The 19,703-nt window shown below is 71.0% G+C and carries 19 protein-coding genes; 8 read left to right on the top strand and 11 right to left on the bottom strand.

Going from position 1 to position 19,703, the window contains the following annotated elements; translation table 11 throughout:
* Positions 1 to 13: 13 nt before the first annotated feature.
* The gene (locus AC4BGB_RS15565) at positions 14 to 937 is read right to left on the bottom strand and encodes a haloalkane dehalogenase (RefSeq protein WP_490547784.1); all 924 of its coding nucleotides are present in this window, start codon (positions 935 to 937) and stop codon (positions 14 to 16) included.
* 90 nt (positions 938 to 1,027) lie between these two features.
* On the opposite strand from AC4BGB_RS15565, the gene zwf reads away from it, so the two are divergent.
* A complete protein-coding gene (zwf, locus tag AC4BGB_RS15560) occupies positions 1,028 to 2,467 on the top strand; it encodes a glucose-6-phosphate dehydrogenase (protein WP_490547783.1) in 1,440 nt (479 codons plus the stop codon).
* Positions 2,460 to 4,295, top strand: a complete 1,836-nt coding sequence (locus tag AC4BGB_RS15555) for a glycoside hydrolase family 15 protein (protein WP_490547782.1) — start codon at positions 2,460 to 2,462, stop codon at positions 4,293 to 4,295. The genes zwf and AC4BGB_RS15555 overlap by 8 nt, the downstream gene beginning before the upstream one ends.
* 13 nt (positions 4,296 to 4,308) lie before the next feature.
* On the opposite strand, the gene smpB is transcribed toward AC4BGB_RS15555, so the two are convergent.
* Positions 4,309 to 4,788, bottom strand: a complete 480-nt coding sequence (gene smpB, locus AC4BGB_RS15550) for an SsrA-binding protein SmpB (RefSeq protein WP_490547781.1) — start codon at positions 4,786 to 4,788, stop codon at positions 4,309 to 4,311.
* 13 nt (positions 4,789 to 4,801) lie between these two features.
* Positions 4,802 to 5,281, bottom strand: coding sequence for an SRPBCC family protein (locus AC4BGB_RS15545; protein WP_490547780.1), 480 nt, complete (start codon positions 5,279 to 5,281; stop codon positions 4,802 to 4,804).
* 90 nt (positions 5,282 to 5,371) lie between these two features.
* On the opposite strand from AC4BGB_RS15545, the gene AC4BGB_RS15540 reads away from it, so the two are divergent.
* From AC4BGB_RS15540 to AC4BGB_RS15525, 4 genes are all read left to right on the top strand, one after another.
* Positions 5,372 to 5,806, top strand: coding sequence for a hypothetical protein (locus tag AC4BGB_RS15540; RefSeq protein WP_490548469.1), 435 nt, complete (start codon positions 5,372 to 5,374; stop codon positions 5,804 to 5,806).
* Complete coding sequence (locus AC4BGB_RS15535; RefSeq protein ID WP_490548454.1) at positions 5,695 to 6,654, top strand: HNH endonuclease signature motif containing protein; 960 nt, start codon at positions 5,695 to 5,697, stop codon at positions 6,652 to 6,654. Before AC4BGB_RS15540 ends, AC4BGB_RS15535 begins: the two co-directional genes overlap by 112 nt.
* Before the next feature lie 131 nt (positions 6,655 to 6,785).
* Positions 6,786 to 8,342 carry an adenylate/guanylate cyclase domain-containing protein gene (locus AC4BGB_RS15530; protein WP_490547779.1) on the top strand — a complete coding sequence of 519 codons (1,557 nt, stop codon included), beginning with the start codon at positions 6,786 to 6,788 and terminating at the stop codon, positions 8,340 to 8,342.
* Positions 8,339 to 9,235: an SDR family oxidoreductase gene (locus AC4BGB_RS15525; protein WP_490547778.1), complete on the top strand. Its 897-nt coding sequence runs from the start codon at positions 8,339 to 8,341 to the stop codon at positions 9,233 to 9,235. Before AC4BGB_RS15530 ends, AC4BGB_RS15525 begins: the two co-directional genes overlap by 4 nt.
* A gap of 63 nt (positions 9,236 to 9,298) precedes the next feature.
* On the opposite strand, the gene AC4BGB_RS15520 is transcribed toward AC4BGB_RS15525, so the two are convergent.
* From AC4BGB_RS15520 to AC4BGB_RS15500, 5 genes are all read right to left on the bottom strand, one after another.
* On the bottom strand, positions 9,299 to 12,301 hold the full coding sequence (locus AC4BGB_RS15520) for a UPF0182 family membrane protein (RefSeq protein WP_490547777.1): 3,003 nt from the start codon (positions 12,299 to 12,301) through the stop codon (positions 9,299 to 9,301).
* Positions 12,294 to 12,842, bottom strand: a complete 549-nt coding sequence (locus AC4BGB_RS15515; RefSeq protein ID WP_490547776.1) for a PPA1309 family protein — start codon at positions 12,840 to 12,842, stop codon at positions 12,294 to 12,296. The genes AC4BGB_RS15520 and AC4BGB_RS15515 overlap by 8 nt, the downstream gene beginning before the upstream one ends.
* On the bottom strand, positions 12,839 to 13,897 hold the full coding sequence (locus tag AC4BGB_RS15510; protein WP_490547775.1) for a YlbL family protein: 1,059 nt from the start codon (positions 13,895 to 13,897) through the stop codon (positions 12,839 to 12,841). The genes AC4BGB_RS15515 and AC4BGB_RS15510 overlap by 4 nt, the downstream gene beginning before the upstream one ends.
* Positions 13,898 to 13,981: 84 nt before the next feature.
* Positions 13,982 to 14,287 carry a hypothetical protein gene (locus AC4BGB_RS15505; RefSeq protein ID WP_490547774.1) on the bottom strand — a complete coding sequence of 102 codons (306 nt, stop codon included), beginning with the start codon at positions 14,285 to 14,287 and terminating at the stop codon, positions 13,982 to 13,984.
* Between the two features lie 94 nt (positions 14,288 to 14,381).
* On the bottom strand, positions 14,382 to 14,879 hold the full coding sequence (locus tag AC4BGB_RS15500) for a molybdenum cofactor biosynthesis protein MoaE (RefSeq protein WP_490547773.1): 498 nt from the start codon (positions 14,877 to 14,879) through the stop codon (positions 14,382 to 14,384).
* 62 nt (positions 14,880 to 14,941) lie between these two features.
* Here AC4BGB_RS15500 and AC4BGB_RS15495 point away from each other — a divergent pair, with 62 nt between their 5' ends.
* Both AC4BGB_RS15495 and AC4BGB_RS15490 read left to right on the top strand, forming a co-directional pair.
* Positions 14,942 to 16,336 carry a zinc-dependent metalloprotease gene (locus AC4BGB_RS15495; protein WP_490547772.1) on the top strand — a complete coding sequence of 465 codons (1,395 nt, stop codon included), beginning with the start codon at positions 14,942 to 14,944 and terminating at the stop codon, positions 16,334 to 16,336.
* Positions 16,333 to 16,875, top strand: a complete 543-nt coding sequence (locus AC4BGB_RS15490; protein ID WP_490547771.1) for an NUDIX hydrolase — start codon at positions 16,333 to 16,335, stop codon at positions 16,873 to 16,875. Before AC4BGB_RS15495 ends, AC4BGB_RS15490 begins: the two co-directional genes overlap by 4 nt.
* Positions 16,876 to 16,882: 7 nt before the next feature.
* Here AC4BGB_RS15490 and AC4BGB_RS15485 read toward each other — a convergent pair whose 3' ends face one another.
* Genes AC4BGB_RS15485 through AC4BGB_RS15475 form a run of 3 tightly spaced genes read right to left on the bottom strand, consistent with a single transcriptional unit; the run spans position 16,883 to position 19,700 of the window.
* Entirely contained in the window at positions 16,883 to 17,428 is a 546-nt protein-coding gene (locus AC4BGB_RS15485) for a M48 metallopeptidase family protein (protein WP_490547770.1), read from the bottom strand.
* Between the two features lie 45 nt (positions 17,429 to 17,473).
* A complete protein-coding gene (locus AC4BGB_RS15480) occupies positions 17,474 to 18,796 on the bottom strand; it encodes a glycosyltransferase family 2 protein (RefSeq protein WP_490547769.1) in 1,323 nt (440 codons plus the stop codon).
* Between the two features lie 10 nt (positions 18,797 to 18,806).
* Positions 18,807 to 19,700: a prenyltransferase gene (locus AC4BGB_RS15475; protein WP_490547768.1), complete on the bottom strand. Its 894-nt coding sequence runs from the start codon at positions 19,698 to 19,700 to the stop codon at positions 18,807 to 18,809.
* Positions 19,701 to 19,703: the final 3 nt, after the last annotated feature.

Here is a 19,703-nt window from a genome sequence, read left to right as displayed (position 1 = left end):
GGACCATGGACGACTACTCCAAATCGGGCGTCGTGGAGGCGACGAAGTCGGCCACCACCCGGCCCAGCTGCTGGCCGGCGTCCTCCTGCAGGAAGTGGCCGGCACCGGCGATCACGGGGTGGGTGAGGCCGCTGGTCCCGGGGATGAGCTTGCGCAGGATCGGGGCCATCGCGCCCGTGATCGGGTCGCTGTCGCTGAACGCGACCAGGAACGGCTTCTCCCAGCGGCTCAGCACCTCCCACGCCGCCCGGTTGGCCTCGGTGGCCGGATCGTCGGGACGGGTGGGAACCAGCGTCGGCATCACCTTCGGCGCGGCCTTGAACGACTCGTCCGGGAACGGCGCGTCGTACGCCGCACGGTCGGTGTCCGCGAGACCGCGCACGCAACCCGCGGCGACCAGACGGCCGATGTCCAGCGCGTCGGCGCCCTCCACGGCGCGACGGAAGTCCCACCAGATCTCGGGCATGTCGAAGTCGCCCGTCGGGAGGCCGGTGTTGGCCGCGACGACACGAGCGAACCGGTCCGGGTGCTCGGCCACGAGCCGGAGCCCGATCAGGCCGCCCCAGTCCTGGCCGACCAGCGTCACCTCCTGCAGGTCGAGGTGGTCGAAGACCAGCGAGCGCACCCACTCCACGTGCCGGGCGAAGCTGTGGTCGCTGTGCTGCGCGGGCTTGTCCGAGCGGCCGAACCCGACGAGGTCGACCGCGATCGACCGGATGCCGCTCTGGGTGAGGGAGTCGATGACCTCGCGGTACAGGTAGGACCACGTCGGCTCACCGTGCAGCAGCAGCACGACCGGCCCGTCGACCGGGCCGGCATCGACGTACGCGATCCGGAGCTCACCACCCTCACCGTCGGCGATCTGCACGTACCGCGGTTCGTGGTCGAAGCCCTCGATCACGGAGAAACGGCTGTCCGGAGTGCGCAACGTGTCCATCCGGGCAGTGTGGCAGGCAGCCGGGACGGGTACGAGTCCGCCGAACCCACCGCGCGCCGAGGCGCCGACCCCCACCTCGAAGGACAGGCCTTGTCTGCCACCACCCCCGAGTCCACCAGCGAGTCCACCGAGCTCGCGCCGCACGTGCTCCTCCTCTTCGGCGCGACCGGGGACCTCGCCAAGCGCAAGCTCTTCCCGGGGCTCTACCAGCTCGCGGCAGCGGGCCGGCTGCCCGAGGAGTACGCCGTCATCGGCAGCGGCCGGCACTCCCCCGGCACCGACGAGGAGTTCCGGGACCAGGTCCGTGAAGCCCTGGAGGACTCGGTCGACGACCTCGACGAGGACGTGCTGTCCGGCCTGCTCGAGCGGGTGTCGTTCCAGACCTCGAGCGCAGACGACGGGAGCGACCTCGCAGCGAAGGTCCGCGCCGCCGAGGAGGACCTCGGCGAGGACCCCCGGCGGCTCGTGTACCTCTCTGTCCCACCGTCGGTGATGGAGGACATGGTCGCGATGCTCGGTCGCGAGAAGCTCACCGAGCGGGCGCGCCTGGTCCTGGAGAAGCCGTTCGGCCTCGACCTCGAGAGCGCCCGCAGCCTCGACGCGGCCCTCAAGGAGGTGGTCGAGGAGGACCAGGTCTTCCGGATCGACCACTTCATCGGCAAGGAGGCGGTGCAGAACATCCTCGCGCTGCGCTTCGCCAACGGCCTATTCGAACCCGCCTGGGACCGACGCAGCGTGGAGTCGGTGCAGATCGACGTACCCGAGGACCTCGGCATGGAGGGCCGCGGCAGCTTCTACGAGTCGACTGGCTGCCTGCGCGACATGATCTCCACCCACCTGTGCCAGCTGCTCGGCTTCGTGGCCCTGGAGGATCCCGGCAGCTTCGAGGAGCAGACCGTCCGGGACGCCAAGTCGGCCGTCTTCCGTGACCTGCGCCCACTCGACCCCGCGCAGGTCGTCTTCGGCCAGTACGACGGCTACCGCGACGAGGACGACGTCGACGACGACTCCGAGGTGGAGACCTTCGTCGCGATCGAGGCGTACGTCGACAACGACCGCTGGCGCGACGTCCCGTTCCACCTGCGCACCGGCAAGAGGATGGCGGAGTCGAACCGGGTGATCACGCTGCGGTTCCGGCCCTCGGCCTCGGCGATGTTCGAGGACGGCCCGGACAGGGACAGGGCGAGCAACGAGCTGGTGCTCGAGCTCAGCGACGACGCCAAGGTCTACGTCGACCTGCGGGCCAAGCGCCCGGGCCCCGGCCTCGACCTGGTCGGGGCCACGATGCGCCTCGACGTGGGCGAGGCGGCACCGGAGGACCAGCCGCTGGAGGCCTACGAGCGGCTGCTGCTCGACGTGCTGGAGGGCGACCAGACCCTGTTCACCCGCTCCGACGAGGTCGAGCGCCTCTGGGAGGTCTGCCAGCCCGTCCTGGAGGCACCGCCGAAGCCGCAGCCCTACGCACCGGGCTCCTGGGGTCCGGACGCGGCGCTGGAGCTGCCCACCGGGGGCTGGCACCTGCATGACTGAAAACGTCACCGAGAGCCCCGCGCACGGCGAACCCCTGCCGATCGCGCAGCACGGGCTCATCGGCGACCTTCGCAGCTGCGCACTCGTCGGCACCGACGGCACCATCGACTGGTTCTGCGCGCCGCGCTTCGACTCCCCCAGCGTGTTCGGCAGCTTGCTGGACACCGAGCAGGGCGGCTTCTGGCGGATCGAGCCCCTCGACGACGACGTCCGCACCAGCCAGTTCTACTTCCCGGACTCCAACATCCTGGTCACCCGGTTCATGACCCAGCGCGGGGTCGCCGAGGTCCACGACTTCATGCCCGTGCTGCAGGCGAACGACCCCGACCACCGACAGCGCATCGTGCGCCGCGTGGCCGCCGTACGCGGCAAGACCAACCTGCGGATGGAGCTGGTCGCACGCCCGGACTACGGCCGGGTGCATCCGGAGACCGAGCGCTTCTACGGCGGCGTGCTGATCACGGGTGGGGGTCTGCGGCTGGGCCTGACCGCCTCCTGCGAGTTCGAGCTCACCGACGGCACCGTCACCGCGGAGCTCTCGCTCGACGAGGGGCAGGAAGGACTCTTCGTCCTGGAGGTGCTCGCGGAGGACCAGCCGCCGAACCCGGAGGAGAGCGGGGAGAGCGGCCACCTGTTCGCGCGCACCGCGGCGTTCTGGCGCAGCTGGGTCGACCAGTCGACGTACAAGGGGCGGTGGCGCGAGATGGTGAACCGCTCCGCCCTGACGCTCAAGCTGCTCACCCACGAGCCCAGTGGCGCCATCGTCGCCTCCCCCACGACCAGCCTGCCGGAGTCGATCGGCGGGACGCGCAACTGGGACTACCGCTACGTCTGGATCCGGGACGCGGCGTTCAGCCTCTACGGGCTGCTGCGCCTCGGGTTCACCGACGAGGCCGAAGCGTTCATGCGCTGGCTCTCCGAGCGCATGGGCGAGCACCAGGACGGCGACCGCGAGCTGGGCCCGCTGCGGGTGCTCTACGACATCGACGGCAACGTGCCCGAGGAGATCGAGCTCGACCACCTCGCCGGCTACCGCGACTCCCGCCCCGTCCGGATCGGCAACGGCGCCGCCGGGCAGCTTCAGCTCGACATCTACGGCGAGCTGATCGACTCGGTCTACCTGTTCAACAAGTACGGCAGCGGCATCAGCGCCGACTCCTGGGACGACCTCACCCACACCATCGAGTGGGTGATGGACAACTGGGACCGCCCGGACGCCGGCATGTGGGAGATCCGCGAGGAGCCACGGCACCACACCACCTCCCTGCTGATGTGCTGGGTCGCGATCGAGCGGATGATGCGCATCTCCCGCCAGCGCGGCCTGCCCGGCGAGCTCTCACGCTGGGCGGAGGCCCGCGACGCGATCTACCGCCGGATCATGGACGAGCACTGGAACGAGGAGATCGACGCCTTCGTGCAGCACCGCGGCTCCGACGTGCTCGACGCCGGCGTGCTGCTGATGCCGATGGTGAAGTTCCTCGCGCCCAACGATCCCCGCTTCCGATCCACGCTCGCCGCCGTCGAGGACCGGCTCGTCTTCGACAGCCTGGTCTTCCGCTACGACGTGAACCTCTCCGGCGACGGGATCGACGGCACCGAGGGGACGTTCTCGCTGTGCTCGTTCTGGTACGTCGAGGCGCTCACCCGCGTCGGTCGCCTGGAGGACGCGCGGCTCGCGCTGGAGAAGATGTTCACCTACGCCAACCACCTCGGGCTGTACGCCGAGCAGGTCGGCCTGGCCGGGGAGCAGCTCGGCAACTTCCCGCAGGCGTTCACGCATCTGAGCCTGGTCAGCGCCGCGCTCAACCTGGACCGCGCGCTGGGCTGAGGCCGGCAGGCTCTCAGTCGGGGATCCCCTTGAGCCGTCGGCCGACCGCCTGCTCCACCTCGCGGGTCGCCTGGCGCTCGGCGAGCGCGTGCCGCTTGTCCCAGGTCTTCTTGCCCCGGGCCAGTGCGATCTCCACCTTGGCCCGGCCGTCCTTGAAGTAGAGCGACAGCGGCACCACCGTGAGGCCGCTCTCGTTGACCCGCCGCTCGATCTTGTCGATCTGTGCGCGGTGCAGCAGCAGCTTGCGCTTGCGCCTCGACGCGTGGTTGGTCCACGTGGCCTGCTCGTACGCCGGGATGTGCACGTTGTGCAGCCAGACCTCGCCGTTCTCGACGTCGGCGAACCCGTCGACCAGCGAGGCACGACCTGCTCGCAGGGCCTTCACCTCGCTGCCCTGGAGCACGATCCCGGCCTCCCAGGTGTCCTCGAGGTGGTAGTCGTGGCGTGCCTTGCGGTTGCGCGCGACGACCGGCTCGGCGTCAGGCTTCTTCACGACTCGCCATTCTTCACGACTCAGCGATCCGCTTGATCGCGGCGAGGGTCTTCGGGATCCCGTCGTGGGCGTGCCATTTGCGGTCCTCGACCTGGGCGGGGGCGTCGTCGCCGTACCGCTGCGCGAAGACCTCGAGCCCGCGCGGGAGCAGGTGCCAGGTCTCGGTGAGGGTGGTGGTGCCGTCCGGGCCGGGCTCGAGGCGGTAGCCCCACCGCACCATGCCGCCGTCGCCCACCAGCCAGGCGAACTCACGACCCCGCTCGGCGACGATCACCTGGGACCGCGTCTCCCAGGTGCGCTGCGGGGTCTCGTTGTGCCCGGTGAACCACGCGCCCACCTGGCCCGCCTGGCTCTCGTCGTCCCACCAGCAGCCGGTGCACACGGGGCTCCACTCGCCCGTGCGCGTCACGTCGGAGACGAGGTCGTAGAGCTCCTCGGCAGGCACCTCGACGGTGATCGACTCCGCGTGGGTCAGGTCGCTCTCATCGCTCATGCCCCCAGCCTCACAGAGTGCGTCGAGAAGTTCTCCACAGATTTCGTCTTCCCTCTTTTATCGAACACACGTTCGTTCCAGAATGGAGCCATGACCGAGCTCCTCGCCACTGCCGACACCGGCCGCCCACTGGCGCACCCGGTCGTGTCCGGGGTGGCCGAGATCCACGAGGTGCTGGACCGGCTGCAGACCGTCGCCTGCGCTCCCCTGCCCGACCGGGAGCACGCAGCAGCGGTCGCCGAGCTCGATCGGGCCTCCCGCCGGATCGCTGCGATGAAGCTCAGGATCGTCGCCGCCGCCGACAGGGCCGGGACGCCCGCCGCCGCCGGGTACGCCGGGACCGAGGCCTGGGTCGCCAAGCACACACCGTCACCCGCACCAACGCCGCACGCGAAGTCGGTCTCGCCCGCGAGCTGGCCACCGGCGACCACGACCCCACCGCCGAGGCGCTGGACCAGGGACTGCTCTCCCCCGCCCACGCCGCGGTCATCATCGACGCGGAGCGTCGGCTGCCCGCCGGAGTGACCACCGACCAGCGACGCCAGGTCGAGCAGGCCCTGGTCGCCGACTCCCGACGCTTCGACCCCGGCCAGCTCCGCCGCCGCGCCCGCCGCGCCCTGGAGACCATCGAACCCGACCAGGCAGCCGTGGACGCCCACGAGAACGAACTGCTGCACACCGAGGAGGAAGCAGCCCGCTCCAAGTCGAGGCTGACCCTGCACGACAACGGTGACGGCACCACCACCGGTCACTTCACCGTGCCCACCCTCGCCGCCGAGTTCCTGCGCAAGGCCATCGAGTCGATGACCGCACCCCGCCGGATGCCCCACCCCCGCACCGCCGGAGCCACGGGCCAGCCCCGCCCCTTCGACTGGGACCACCGCCGCGGACTCGCGCTGACCGAGCTCCTCGAACACCTCCCCACCGACCACCTCCACCACAAGACCGCTGCCACCGTCGTGGTCACCATCGACCACCACACCCTCACCGGAGCGCTCAAGGCAGCCGGGCTCGACACCGCAGGCGCCCTCTCCGCCGGCGAGGCCCGACGGCTGGCCTGCACCTCCGGCCTGCTGCCCGCCGTCCTCGGCTCGGGCTCGGTGGCGCTCGACCTCGGCCGCGAGACCCGGCTCTTCTCTGCCAGCCAACGAATCGCCGCCGGGCTGCGGCATCAGACCTGCGCGGCCGCCGGCTGCGATCGCCCCTACGCCTGGTGCGAGCTCCATCACCGAGAACCCTGGTCGGCAGGCGGCCGGACCGACCTCGACAACGCAGTCCCCCTCTGCCACTGGCACCACCGGCGCATCCACGACCCCGGCTACCGGCACCGCGACCTGCCCGACGGCACGATCAGCTTCAGCAGCCTCACGTGAGAACACCCGCGAGCGCGGTCGCTGGCGCGAGTGCCGCTGATCACCATGTGAACCCGTCCCGTCGATCCGCCGTACCCCCTAGGCTTGGCCCGCTACCGAGGCTGCAGCATCGCGACGAAGGGGCGGACGACGTGACACGTTGGGACCCCGGCGTCTACGGCTCGGCGCTGCTCGGGCCGGCGGACCAGGGCACTCGCCGCCTGCGGATCCGGGTGCAGGTGCTGCTCACCGTGCTCCTCGTGGCCACCAACCTGGTCGGTGCGGGCATCGTGGTCGTGCTCTCGACCGTGGTGATCCCGAGTCCCCCGCCGGAGGACGACACCCTGCTGGCACTGGCGATCGGCGTGCCCGTCTACGTCGCCGTCGCGATCCTGATCGGCGCCGGGTGGGGCACCGCCGGGGCGCTGCGCGCGCTGCACTGGGTCTACCACGACGAGACTCCCAGCGACGACGAGCGGCTGGCCGCCCTGGGTGTGCCCTGGTTCCTGACCCGGATCCAGGCCGGCCTGTGGCTCGGGGCCACCGCGCTCTTCACGCTGCTCGCGGCGCTGCTGCAGCCAGACCGTGCGGTGACCACCGCCCTCACGGTGGGGATCGCGTCGCTGGTGGTGAGCGCGATCGCCTACCTGTTCAGCGAGTTCGCCCTGCGCCCGATCGCGGCCCGCGCCCTCTCCGGGGAGGATCGGCTCCGGGTGCGCGGCCTCGGGATCCGGCGTCGGATGATCCTGTTCTGGGGGCTGGGCACCGGCGCCCCGGTCGCGGGGCTGATCGTGGTGGCGATCCTGGCGCTGTCCGGCAGCGACAACATCAGTCTGACCAAGCTGGCGATCGTCGTGCTCGTGCTCAGCGCGGTCGTCCTGTGCTTCGGCCTCCTCGTCACCTGGCTCAACGCCCGCGCGGTGGTGGCGCCCGTGTTCGGGGTCCGCAACGCGATGCAGCAGGTCGAGGAGGGCAACCTCGACGCCGAGGTGCAGGTCTACGACGGCACCGAGCTGGGTCAGCTCCAGGCCGGGTTCAACCAGATGGTCGGCGGACTGCGCGACCGGGAGCACCTGCGCGACCTGTTCGGCCGCCACGTGGGCCGCGACGTCGCGGAGGCAGCGGCACTCGGCGAGGTCGAGCTCGGCGGTGAGACCCGGGTGGTCTCGGTGCTCTTCGTCGACATCATCGAGTCCACCGCCCTGGCGGCAGATCGCGACCCGGCCGAGGTCGTCGGCCTGCTCAACCGGTTCTTCGGAGTGGTCGTCGAGGAGGTGGACCGGCAGCAGGGCTTCGTGAACAAGTTCATCGGGGACGCGGCCCTGGCCATCTTCGGCGCGCCGGTCGAGCTCGAGGACCACGCGACCAGGGCACTCGCGGCCGGCCGCGCCATGGCCCGACGACTCGCCGAGGAGGTCCCCGACCTGGAGGCCGGCATCGGGATCGCCACCGGGAAGGCAGTGGCCGGCAACGTCGGCGACGAGTCCCGCTTCGAGTACACCGTGATCGGCGACGCCGTGAACGCAGCCGCCCGGCTCACCGAGCTCGCCAAGCACATCGACGGTCGCCTGGTCGTGGCCTGGGACTCCGTCGAAGCGGCCGAGGAGGACGAGGCGGCCAGGTGGACCAAGCATGACACCGTCACGCTGCGCGGCCGCAGCTCCGAGACGGTGCTCGCGGTTCCCGACCGGACCGGAGGAGAGTCATGACCGAGTCGCTGCGCGAGAAGACCGTGCTGGTCACCGGGGCCGCCCGCGGCATCGGGGCGCAGACCGCCCGGCGGCTGGCCGCCCGCGGTGCGCGGCTCGTGCTGGTCGACCTCGACGAGGAGCCGCTGACCGCACTGGCTGCAGAGCTGGGGACCGCGGAGGTGCTCACGGTCACCGGGGACGTCAGCGACCTCGCCGCGATGCAGGCCGCGGCCGAGGCCGCGCGGAGTCGTTTCGGCGGCATCGACGTGGTGGTGGCCAACGCCGGCATCGCCAGCTACGGCTCGGTGCTGGAGGTCGACCCGGCAGTGTTCCGGCGCACCCTCGACGTCAACGTGCTCGGCGTGTTCCACACCGTCCGCGCCGCCCTGCCCTCGCTGATCGAGCGCCGGGGCTACGTCCTGATCGTGTCCTCGCTGGCCGCGTTCGGTGCGATGCCGGGACTCGCGGCATACAACGCGAGCAAGGCCGGCGTCGAGCACTTCGGCAACGCGCTCCGGCTCGAGGTCCGCCACCACGGGGTGGAGGTCGGGGTCGCGCACATGTCCTGGATCGACACTCCCCTGGTCCAGGACGCCAGTCGCGACCTGAGCGCCTTCGGCTCGATGGTGGCGGCGCTGCCCTACCCGATGAACCGGACCGCGTCGGTGGAGCGCTGCGCCCGGGCCTTCGTCCGGGCCATCGCCGGACGCAAGCGCCACGTCTACGTCCCCGGCTGGGTCGCGGTGCTCGCCCAGGGGCGCAACCTGGTCAACTCCCCGCTCGGTGAGCGGCTCGCCCACCACGACGCGGAGCGCCACCTGAGGCTGATGGACCAGGAGGTACGCCGCCTCGGCCGCTCCACCAGCGCCCGCAACGTCGCGATGAGCGAGGACGGCCCGGCCCCCGGATAGCCGAACGGCCGGCCGTCCCTCTCGGGACGACCGGCCGTGTCGAGGTGCCGGGGCTGGTGCGGCTCAGTTCTCCGGAGCCGGCTCAGCCGAGGAGGGCGCCGCCGGTGTGGCGGCCGGCTTGGCCGAGATGGCACGCTCCACGAGCGCGCGCGCCTCACCCACCGCCTTGGCGTAGGCCTCGAGGTTGCCGTCCTTGAGGGCGCTGTCCGCCTCCTTGAACTTCTCGTCGGCCTGCTGCAGCAGTCGCAGCGCAGCCAGCGGGAGGTTCTGGGTGTCCCCGCCGCCGGCGTCGCCGCCGGAGTCACCGCCACCACTGTCGACCGGGGTCGAACCGCCGCCACTGGCCCGCGAGATCACGTCGTCGAGCGCGGTGGAGAGCGTCGGTCCGATGCCGACCTCCTTGCCGAAGGAGACCAGCACGAAGGTCAGGCCCGGGTAGTTACCGGCACCGCCCTCACGCACCGTGTACAGCGGCTGCACGTAGAGCAGGCCGTTGCCGACCGGCAGCGTGAGCAGGTTGCCGTACTTGGCCGTCACGTCCGCCCGCTTGAACGCCAGCAGCTGCGAGGCCACCTTGTCGTCACGCTGGAACTGGTTGGCGATCTGGCCGGGACCCGGCACCTGGGTGTTGTCGGGCAGGCGCAGGATCTGGAACTTGCCGTAGGTGTCCGGGTCGGCCGCGTCCGCGCCCACCGACATGTAGGAAGCGAGGTTCTGCTTCTTCTGCGGCACGTAGACGCTGGTCAGCGAGAACACCGGGGCGTCACCGGAGGTGGTGGCGACCGAGAGCCGGTACGGCGGCTGCTTGCGGGTGGAGGTCACCGGGTCCTGGGGGACGTCCCACTTGTCGTTGCCCTCGTAGAAGGTCTTCGGGTCCAGCACGTGGTAGGACGCGAGCATCTCCCGCTGGACCTTGAACAGGTCCTCGGGGTAGCGCATGTGCTCCAGGATCCCGTCGGGGATCTCCGACTTCTTCTTCACCACACCGGGGAACGTCTTCTCCCAGACCTTGAGGATCGGGTCGGAGGTGTCCCACTCGTAGAGGGTCACGGTGCCGTCGTACGCGTCGACGGTCGCCTTGACCGCGTTGCGCATGTAGTTGATCTGGTCGGTCGGCAGCGTGGCGTACGCCGAGCGCGGGTTGATCGCGTCGGAGGTCATCTCCTGCAGCGACTTCTTCTCCGCCAGCGGGTACTTGTCGCTGGTGGTGTAGCCGTCGAGGATCCAGACGATCTTGCCGTCGACCACCGCGGGCAGCGCGTCGGAGTCCACGGTCAGCCACGGGGCGACCTTCTGGACCCGCTCACGCGGCGAGCGGTCGTAGAGGATCTTGCTGTTCTCGTTGACGCGCGAGGACAGCACGATGTTGGCGTCCCCGAAGTGCGTCGCGTAGAGCAGCTTGCGGAACAGGTTGCCGACCCCGACGCCGTCCTTGCCGTCGTAGGTGTTGGTCTTCGACTGGCCCGGGTCACCGGAGCCCTGGGGGATGTCGAGCTCGATGTCCTTGCCGCCCGGCTTCTTGCCGACGATCGAGTACGGCGGGCTCTGCTCACCGAAGTAGATCTGCGGCCGGTAGCCCTTGTCGCCCTGGGCGTCGGAGATGGCACCACGGGGAGGCAGGTCCTCCTCGGCCCACACCGGCTCGCCGTCGCCGCGCACGGGGTTGTCCTCGGCGTCGCTCTGGTTGCCGAAGGCACCGATCAGGCCGTAGCCGTGGGTGTAGACGGTCTTCTCGTTCGCCCACTTCTTCTGCGCGTCGGGCAGACCCTCGAGGTGCATCTCGCGAGCCGCCACGACCACGTCGCGGTCCTTGCCGTTGATCGGGTAGCGGTCGACGTCGAGCACGCCCGGGACGCTGTAGTAGCCACGGACCTGCTGGAGCTGCTCGAAGGTGTCCGAGACCAGCTGCGGATCCACCAGCCGGATGCCCGGCAGCGAGGCCGCGTCGGTGCGCAGCTGGGTGCGGGAGAGCTTGGTCTGTGCGTCGTACTCGGTGACGTCGGTGTCCTCGAGGCCGAACGCGGCACGTGTCGCCTGGATGTTCTTGCCGATGTAGGAGGCTTCCTTGTCCGGCTCGTCGGGCTTGACCTGGAAGCGCTGCATCAGGCCGGGCCACACCGCGCCGAGCAGCACGGCCGAGATCGCGAACAGCGCCAGGCCGACGCCGGGCAGCAGCCACGTGCGCCGCCAGATGTTGGCGAAGAACAGCAACGCGCAGATCACCGCGATGAACATCAAGATGTTCTTCGACGGGAGCACCGCGTTGTCCCGGGTGTAGGTCATCCCGGTGACCAGGCCGCCGGCCTGCGAGGTGAGGTCGAAGCGGTCCAGCCAGTAGTCGGCTCCCTTGAGCAGCAGGAACACGCCCGCCAGGGCCGAGAGCTGGGCCAGGGCCGCGCCGGAGACCTTGTCGCTGGCCGACTGCAGCCGGATGCCGCCGTAGAGGTAGTGCACCACCGCGGCCAGCAGCAGCGCGATGAACACCGCCGACATCAAGAAGTCGACCAGGAAGTGCAGCCACGGCAGGTCGAAGATGTAGAAGCCGATGTCTTTGCCGAAGTACGGGTCGGCCTTGTCGAAATCCTCGCCGTTGTTCCACATCAGGAACGTGCGCCACTTCCCGGTGGCGGAGATGCCGGCGAAGATGCCGAAGATGAGGCTGACCGCGATCAGGAGCAGCCGCCGCATCGGGGTGATCACCTCGCGGTAGCGCTCCAGGTTGGCCTGCTCCGGCGAGTGCGGCCGGAACACGGGCCGCAGCCGGAAGGCGAGGAACAGGTTGAGCGCGACCACCAGCGCCATCAGGCCGCCGAACACCACGAAGAGCAGCACCCGGGTCCAGATCAGCTTGCTGAAGACACCGCCGTAGCCGATGCTGCCGAACCACAGCTTGTCGGTCCAGATCCCCGCGAACAGCGAGAAGCCCATGACCAGGGCACCGACGACGATGACGGTGAGCAGCAGCGGGCGCGGACGTCGCGGACGTGACCCCGGGCCCGGCGGCCGACCGCCCGGCTTGCCCCCACCCGGGGCATCTGAGGGTTGTGCTGCGAAATATTCACTCATCTTCTGGGAAGTCTCCGGGCTCTGGTTGGAGGGTGGTGTGCAACAACTGTAGAAGGGCCGGCACAAGGTCCGGTCCGGTGAGAACCATGTCGTCCTCGTCGTGTGCCCGCTGCCGGATGGCGCAGAAGCTCTCGCCGGTGCGCAGGGCGCCGGCCACGATCCGGGCTTCCTGCCGGTCCGGATGGGCAGCGGCATAGGCCGCCGCAGCCTCGGGGTCGCTGGGCACCTGCTCGGCGTCGGGGGGCACCGTGAGTGCCTCCAGGACGACGGCACAGCCCGCCACCTCCGACGGCCACAGGATACTGGCCAGCAGTTCCTCGAGGCTGCCCGACGTGGTCTCCTGCTCGACCGGGGTCAGCGCCTGGTCCTGCGCCTCCACCCCGAGCAGCTCGGCGAGGTGCGGCTCGCGCTCGAGGAGGTCGGCGGTGTCCACGAGGGCGAACAGGTGGGCTGGCTGGTCCCAGCCGGCGCGGGCGGCGTGCGCCTCCACCTCGCGTACGACGTCGGCCAGCGCGCTGGCTGCGTCCGGTGTGCTGCTCATCGGCTACAGCTCGCCATCTTCGCGTCGGAGTCCTTCACCCATGCCTGCACGTCCTTGATCGCTTCCTTCAGAGTGTTCACCCGCACGACTCGCATTGTGTCGGAGTCGTAGTTTGCCTGGAGGGCCTCGGCGCAGTTCTGAGCCGGGACCAGGAAAAGCCGGGCGCCGTCGTCCTGGGCGCCGACCAGCTTCTGCTGGATACCGCCGATCCCGCCGACCTTGCCCTCCGCGTTGATCTCGCCGCTGCCGGCGATGACCTTGCCGCCGGTCAGGGAGCCGGGGGTCAGCACGTCGTAGATGCCGAGCGCGAACATCAGCCCACCCGAAGGACCGCCGATGTTGTCGTCGAGGTTGAGGTCGACCTCGAACGGGAATTGATAGCTCGGCGCGATCGAGACCAGCAGCGCGCTCAGCTTCTTGTCCTGCGGCGAGGCAGTGGTGGTCAGCTTCTTCTCCAGCTTCTGGCCGGCGCGGCGTACCTTCACCGTGACCTCCGAGCCCACCTTCAGCGGCCGGATCGACCCGGTGACCTCGTCGAGGGTGTTCACCTGCTTGCCGTTGACCGACACCAGGAGGTCACCGTTCTCCAGCTCTCCGTCGGCGGGGCCGCCCTTGGTCACCTGGGCGATCTTGACCGCGGAGGTGAACGAGATGTTCATCGCGCCCAGGGCCGCTGCGACGGCGTTGTCCTGGGAGGAGACCATCTGCACGGCAGACTCCTCGCGCACGCTCTCGCGGGTGTCGGTCGGGGCGTGCACGGCGGAGTAGGGGTAGACAGCGCGGTCGGGGTCGATCCACGCGGTGATCAGCTGGGCGATGCTGATCTTCTCGCCGGCGCCGCTCGCGACGATCGTGGTCAGGCGCAGCGCCCCGTCGTCGCGGTAGGACTTGCGTCCCTTGACGGTGATGATCTCGTCCTTGCCGCTCTTGCCGAGCACGTTGACCGTCGGGCCCGGGGAGAAGGTCGCGTACGGCACCGGCTTGCGGGCCGCGATCACCGAGAGGCCGACCACCAGCACCACCGCGAGCACGGCGGCCCAGGTGCGGCGCCTCATCGGCGGCGATCCCGGGTGCTCATGGCGTCACCCTCTCATTCGGGGGCAACTCAGCCGCCTCCGGTTCGCGCCCGCGCGGGTGGGTCAGGCGGTGCGCGCGGAGTCGTCGGCGGTCTCGGGGGTCCGCGCCGGGAGGTTGCTCACGTTGGCGACCGGCATCTGGGAGGGGCGTACGGCGATCCCGGTGCTGCGCTCGCGCAGCGGCTGCGGCGCGCTCACCCGGCTGACCACCTCGTCGGGCAGGTCGCGCATGATCGCCGCGGCGAACCGCTCCTGGGCAGCATCCGACCGGTCGGGGCTGACGTCCCGGGCGCGGCCGAGCCAGCTCACCCACAGCATCGCGATCGCGGTCACGAGTGCGGGCGGCAGCCACCAGAGCAGGATCTCCACGCAGCCCATGATGCCGACGGCTACCTACGGTGCCGCACACCGACACACCTTGGGCCCACCTCGGGACCCAGGACGTGGGCACGGCTGCCCCCGGCTAGGGCGAGTTCACCCACTCCTCGCGCCCGTCACGGAACACCTGGTGCTTCCAGACCGGGACCGAGGCCTTGAGCCGGTCGATCAGGGCCCGGGAGGCGTCGTAGGCCTGGCCGCGGTGGGCCGCCGAGACGGCCACGACCACGGCGATGTCGCCGATCTCGAGGTGGCCGGTGCGGTGCACCGCCGCGAGGGCGACCACGTCGAACTCCTCGGCCACACCGACGGCGACCTCGCGGAGCCGCTCCCGGGCGGAGGGGTGCGCGGTGTAGTCGAGGTACTTCACGGACTCGCCCTGGTCGTGGTCGCGCACCGCGCCGACGAACAGGTTCACCCCGCCTGCCGCGGGGTCATCGACCGCGGCGAGCACCTCGGCGGGGTCCAGGGTCGTCTCGCGCAGGTCGAGCAGCCGGATCACGTCGGCAGCGGCGTCAGCAGCAGCGTCGCCCGCGGTGTCGGGAGCAGTGTCGCCAGCGGTGTCGGGGAAGTTCGTGGGCACCGACCCAGCCTAGACGCACCGCCAGGGGTGCGACATTGGTCGTAACCGGTAATTTGGGTTGCATGGACGACCGACCGGACGAGAACAACCCCTTCAAGGGGACCCCCTTCGAGCAGATCTTCAACGCTCTCGGCGGCACCGGCGGTCCCGGCGGCCAGGGCGGCGCAGCCGGCTTCAACATGCCGGACCTGTCCGGGTTGATGGGTCAGGTCCAGGCGATGATGGCGCCGTACGACGGTCCCGTGAACTGGGCCCTCGCCACCGACATCGCCCGCAAGACCGCCGCCCAGGAGCCCGACCCCAGCCCGACCAGCAGCGACCAGAGCCGGGTCGCGGACGCCCTGCGGCTCGCCGACCACTGGCTCGACGACGCGACCGTGCTGCCCTCGGGGATCACCACCACCGCGGCCTGGAGCCGCGCGGAGTGGATCGAGCAGACCACCGAGGTGTGGCGGGTCCTCGTGGAGCCCGTCGCCGAGCACGTCGTCGCCGCGATGGGCAAGGCACTTCCCGAGGAGGCGCAGGCGATGGCCGGGCCCCTGATCGGGATGCTCGGCAAGGCCGGCGGCGCCATGTTCGGCAGCCAGGTCGGCGCTGCCCTGGGCGGGCTGGCCGGCGAGGTCCTCACCGCCAGCGACGTCGGCCTGCCGCTCGGCCCGGCCGGCAAGGCGGCGCTGCTCCCCCACAACATCGCGGAGTTCGCCGAGGGCCTCGACGTCACCGCTGAGGACGTCCTGCTCTACCTGTCGCTGCGCGAGGCCGCGCACCAGCGCCTCTTCGCCCACGTGCCGTGGCTGCGACAGCACCTGATCTCCTCGGTCGAGGACTTCGGGCGCGGCGTCACCATCGACGTCTCGGGCATCGAGCAGGCGATGGGCCAGCTCGACCCCACCAACATGGAGGCGATGCAGGAGGCACTGCAGGGCGGGCTCTTCGAGCCCCAGCAGACCCCCGAGCAGAAGGCCGCCCTGGCCCGCCTGGAGACCACGCTCGCGCTGGTCGAGGGCTGGGTCGACGAGGTGGTGGGCCAGGCGACCGCCGAGCGGATGCCGGCCTCGGGGAAGATGCAGGAGGCGATCCGGAGGCGCCGTGCCGCGGGTGGTCCCGCGGAGGAGACCTTCGCCGCACTGGTCGGGCTGGAGCTGCGCCCGCGCCGGCTGCGCGACGCCTCGGCCCTGTGGGGGTCGCTGCGCTCGCGCCAGGGCAAGGAGGCCCGCGACGCGGTCTGGGCCCACCCCGACCTGCTGCCGACCGCTGCCGACCTCGACGACCCGCTGGGCTTCCGCGAGGACCTCACCGAGCCGGCCGAGCTCAGCTCCGACGACTTCGACAAGGCGCTCGGCGAGCTCCTCGACGCCGACGGGGACAAGCCCGCCCCACAGGTGGACGCGGAGACGGACGAGAAGCCCGACACCAAGCCTGACACCAAGCCTGACACCGGGCCCGACGAGGGGTGAGGCTGCACGCCGACGCCCTCGAGGTGCTCACCGGCTGGCGGGCACCGACCCCTGAGCAGGAGCGGCTCCGGTCGGCGTACGTCGAGCACCTGACCGCGCACGACGACGGGGTGTGGCGCTCCTGCTTCCCCGCGCACCTGACCGCGGGCGCGCTCGTGGTCAGCGAGGACCGCAGCCAGGTCTTGTTGAACCTGCACCGCAAGGCCGGTCGCTGGTTCCACTTCGGCGGTCACCTCGAGCCGGGCGACGCCGGCCTGGTCGAGGCCGCGCGGCGCGAGGCGGCCGAGGAGTCCGGGCTCGAGGGCCTCGTGGTCCGGGCCGAGCCGCTGCACCTGTCCCGGCACACCGTGCCGTTCTGCGACCCGCGCGGCGCCGTGGAGCACCTCGACGTGAGGTTCCTCGCGGTCGTGGCGGGCCAGAGCGTTCCCGTCACCAGCGAGGAGTCACTGGCGGTGCGCTGGTGGCCGGTGGACGACCTCCCGACGCAGGAGCCCGACATGACCGAGATGATCGGCCTGGCCCTGAAGCAGCCGGCCTGAGCGCCGGCTAGGAGACCTCCTCGGGCTCACGGCACGGCTCCAGGCCCAGCCCGGCGGCGTGCGAGACGCCCTCGAGGTAGCCCTTGGCGCGCTCGGCCCGGGGGTAGCGGTCGACCCAGCGCCAGAAGCGCTGGTCGTGGCTGGCCTCGATCAGGTGCGCGAGCTCGTGCACGAGCACGTAGTCGACCACCCAGGCCGGCATCTTCTGCAGCCGGTCGGAGAGCCGGATCTCACCGGTGGTGGTGGTGCACGAGCCCCACCGCGTCGTCATGTTGCCCACCCAGCGCACCGACGTGGGCTGGGCCCGGCCCTCGAGGTACTCGTGGCGCAGCTCCTCGGCCCGGCGCATCAGCTGGGCGTCGGAGCGGCGCCCCCGCTTCTCGGAGCGCTCCAGGCGAGCGAGCATCGTGGTGACCCACTCGGCCTCCTCGGCCCGGGTGAACCGGGCCGGGATCATCACGACCACCTTGCCGTCGCGGCGGTAGGCGGACACGGTGCGCTTGCGGCGCTGGGAGCGCCGCACCTCCACTGGGGCATCGACCTGTCCTGGCATGGGAAGAAAAATAGCGCCTCCCGCCGACAACCGAACCTCCGCAGATCAGGTCCGGTCCCTGCTGGGCTCGAGCCGGGCACGCCACCTCGTCCACGGCGGCGTGACGTCCCAGTTGGCACGCAGCGTGCGCACCGCCCGGTCCATCCGGCGGCGGAGCTGGCGTCCCCCGCGCAGCGACCGTGCGGAGACCCCCACCACCAGTGACCGGTCGTAGCGGACCTGACGGTCCGCGCCCAGGCAGAACGCGAGGTCCATGTCGTCGTGCACCTCGGGGTCGAGGTGCACGAGGTGGCGCACCTCGCGCCAGGTCCGGGTGCGCAGCGCCATGTTGGACCCCCACAGGGTGGTCTGCCCCATCGCCGCGTGCACCAGCACGTAGTACGACCCGAGGTAGGACCAGCGCGCGACCGGCTCGACCCACCGCGGCAGGTCGTGGAACCGGCCCGACCCGGTCAGCGCCGCCAGACCGGGCTCCGCGGCCATCCGGGCGGTGATCTGCTCCACCCAGTCCGCGGGCGGCCTCGAGTCGGCGTCGCAGCGCGCGATCACCTCGCCGCGCGCCGCGTCGTAGCCAGCAGCGGCGGCCACGGGGATGCCGGGGCGCGGCTCGGTCACCACCCTGGCCCCGAAGCCGGTGGCCACCAGCGCGCTCTCGTCGAGCGAGCCGTTGTCGACCACCACCACTTCGTACGGCGGGACGGTCTGGGCCTGCAGCAGGGACAGGCACTCGGCCAGCGGGCCGGCGTCGTCCTTGACCGGGATCACCACCGACACGGTGGGCCCGACGCCCCTCGCCGGGCGCACCGGGTCGCGGCGGTCCGGGCGACTGCGCAGGGCGAGCACCAGCCCCACCACGAGCGCACCGAACCCGTCTGCGACGAGATCGCCGAGCGTGTCGTCGTACCCCACCTGGATGCGGTCGTCGAGGTAGGTGTGCCCGAACCACTCCCCCAGCTCCCAGACCAGCCCGAGCATCGTGCCCAGGGCCGTGGTGGTGAGCACGATCCCGACACCGGCCCGGCGCAGGGTGCGATCCCGCTCGCGTGGGAGCACCGAGAACGCGACCAGCAGCTGGAAGGCGAGCACGGTGACCAGGGCGCAGGCCACGGCGTGCACCACCAGGTCGAGCACGGGATAGGTGAGGTAGAGGTCGAGCACGGCGCTCCACGCCGCGAACAGCAGCACCCCGGAGCTGATCAGGTCCAGGCGCGGCGAGGCGCCGAGGAACCGGGGCAGCACCAGCCCGAGCAGCACCAGGGCGAACAGCGCCGCGTTCACGCCCTGGCCGTCGATCAGGCACCAGACGAAGCTGCCCAGCCCGGCGAGCCGGGCGAGGTCGGCGACGCGGAAGTGCGGGTCGATCACCATCGCCGGTCCCTCATCGGGTCAGCTCGATCCAGATGAACAGCTGGGTGACCAGGAAGCCGGTGACGTAGTTGAGCACCAGGAACCGCCGCCACCCGGCGTTCGCGCTCTCGCAGTCCCGGTCGGGCAGCGACCGGTAGCGCCAGATGTTGACGACGTACGGCACGACCAGCAGCGCGGCGAGCCGGCCAGGTCCGCTGACCGCGACCAGGAGCAGCAGCCCGGCGGCGGCGTACGCCGTGATGGCGAACCGGACGGTGGGGGCGGCGCCGAGCGAGGTCGCGACCGAGCCGATGCCGGCGCCCTGGTCCGCCTCGATGTCCTGGACCGCACCGAAGGCCTGGGAGGCGACACCCCACAGGAAGAACGCCACGAACGCCGCCAGCGCGGTGAGGGTGAGCTCGGCCCCGGTGAGGGCGAACCCGAAGACCGCCGGGCCGGCGAAGTGCGTGCTGGAGGTCATCGAGTCCAGGAACGGGCGCTCCTTGAACCTCAGGCCGGGCGCGGAGTAGGCGACGACGGCGAACACGACCACCGCGAGCACGAGGTTCGAGCGCACGGAGCCGACCACGGCCAGGTAGGCCAGGAACGGCAGGTTGGTCAGCGCCGCCGACCAGAGCGTCAGCCGGTGCCACCGGTCGGAGAGCACCACGCCCTCGACCCCGCCCTTGCGCGGGTTGCGCAGGTCGGACTCGTAGTCGAAGACGTCGTTCACGCCGTACATCAGCAGGTTGTAGGGCACCAGGAAGTAGACGACGCCGAGCACCAGCGCGAGGTCCACGCCGCCGCCGCCGAGCAGGTAGGCCGCGCCGAACGGGTAGGCGGTGTTCACCCAGCTCAGCGGGCGCGAGGAGCCGACCAGCTGGCGCAGCGCGCCCGGGGCCGGGTCGCTCACCTGGTCGCTCATCTG

It is taken from the genome of Nocardioides sp. Z30_9, from assembly GCF_058215735.1.
This window is presented reverse-complemented; position numbering and strand designations above follow the sequence as displayed.

What these genes read in the sequence shown, in the direction of transcription:
- AC4BGB_RS15525 (WP_490547778.1), top strand. Translation starts at nt 8,339, where the DNA reads ATGACCGAGTCGCTGCGCGAGAAGACCGTGCTGGTCACCGGGGCCGCC.
- AC4BGB_RS15475 (WP_490547768.1), bottom strand. Translation starts at nt 19,700, where the DNA reads ATGAGCGACCAGGTGAGCGACCCGGCCCCGGGCGCGCTGCGCCAGCTG.
- AC4BGB_RS15565 (WP_490547784.1), bottom strand. Translation starts at nt 937, where the DNA reads ATGGACACGTTGCGCACTCCGGACAGCCGTTTCTCCGTGATCGAGGGC.
- AC4BGB_RS15545 (WP_490547780.1), bottom strand. Translation starts at nt 5,281, where the DNA reads ATGAGCGATGAGAGCGACCTGACCCACGCGGAGTCGATCACCGTCGAG.
- AC4BGB_RS15555 (WP_490547782.1), top strand. Translation starts at nt 2,460, where the DNA reads ATGACTGAAAACGTCACCGAGAGCCCCGCGCACGGCGAACCCCTGCCG.
- AC4BGB_RS15515 (WP_490547776.1), bottom strand. Translation starts at nt 12,842, where the DNA reads ATGAGCAGCACACCGGACGCAGCCAGCGCGCTGGCCGACGTCGTACGC.
- AC4BGB_RS15495 (WP_490547772.1), top strand. Translation starts at nt 14,942, where the DNA reads ATGGACGACCGACCGGACGAGAACAACCCCTTCAAGGGGACCCCCTTC.
- AC4BGB_RS15485 (WP_490547770.1), bottom strand. Translation starts at nt 17,428, where the DNA reads ATGCCAGGACAGGTCGATGCCCCAGTGGAGGTGCGGCGCTCCCAGCGC.
- AC4BGB_RS15540 (WP_490548469.1), top strand. Translation starts at nt 5,372, where the DNA reads ATGACCGAGCTCCTCGCCACTGCCGACACCGGCCGCCCACTGGCGCAC.
- AC4BGB_RS15480 (WP_490547769.1), bottom strand. Translation starts at nt 18,796, where the DNA reads ATGGTGATCGACCCGCACTTCCGCGTCGCCGACCTCGCCCGGCTCGCC.
- AC4BGB_RS15520 (WP_490547777.1), bottom strand. Translation starts at nt 12,301, where the DNA reads ATGAGTGAATATTTCGCAGCACAACCCTCAGATGCCCCGGGTGGGGGC.
- AC4BGB_RS15510 (WP_490547775.1), bottom strand. Translation starts at nt 13,897, where the DNA reads ATGAGGCGCCGCACCTGGGCCGCCGTGCTCGCGGTGGTGCTGGTGGTC.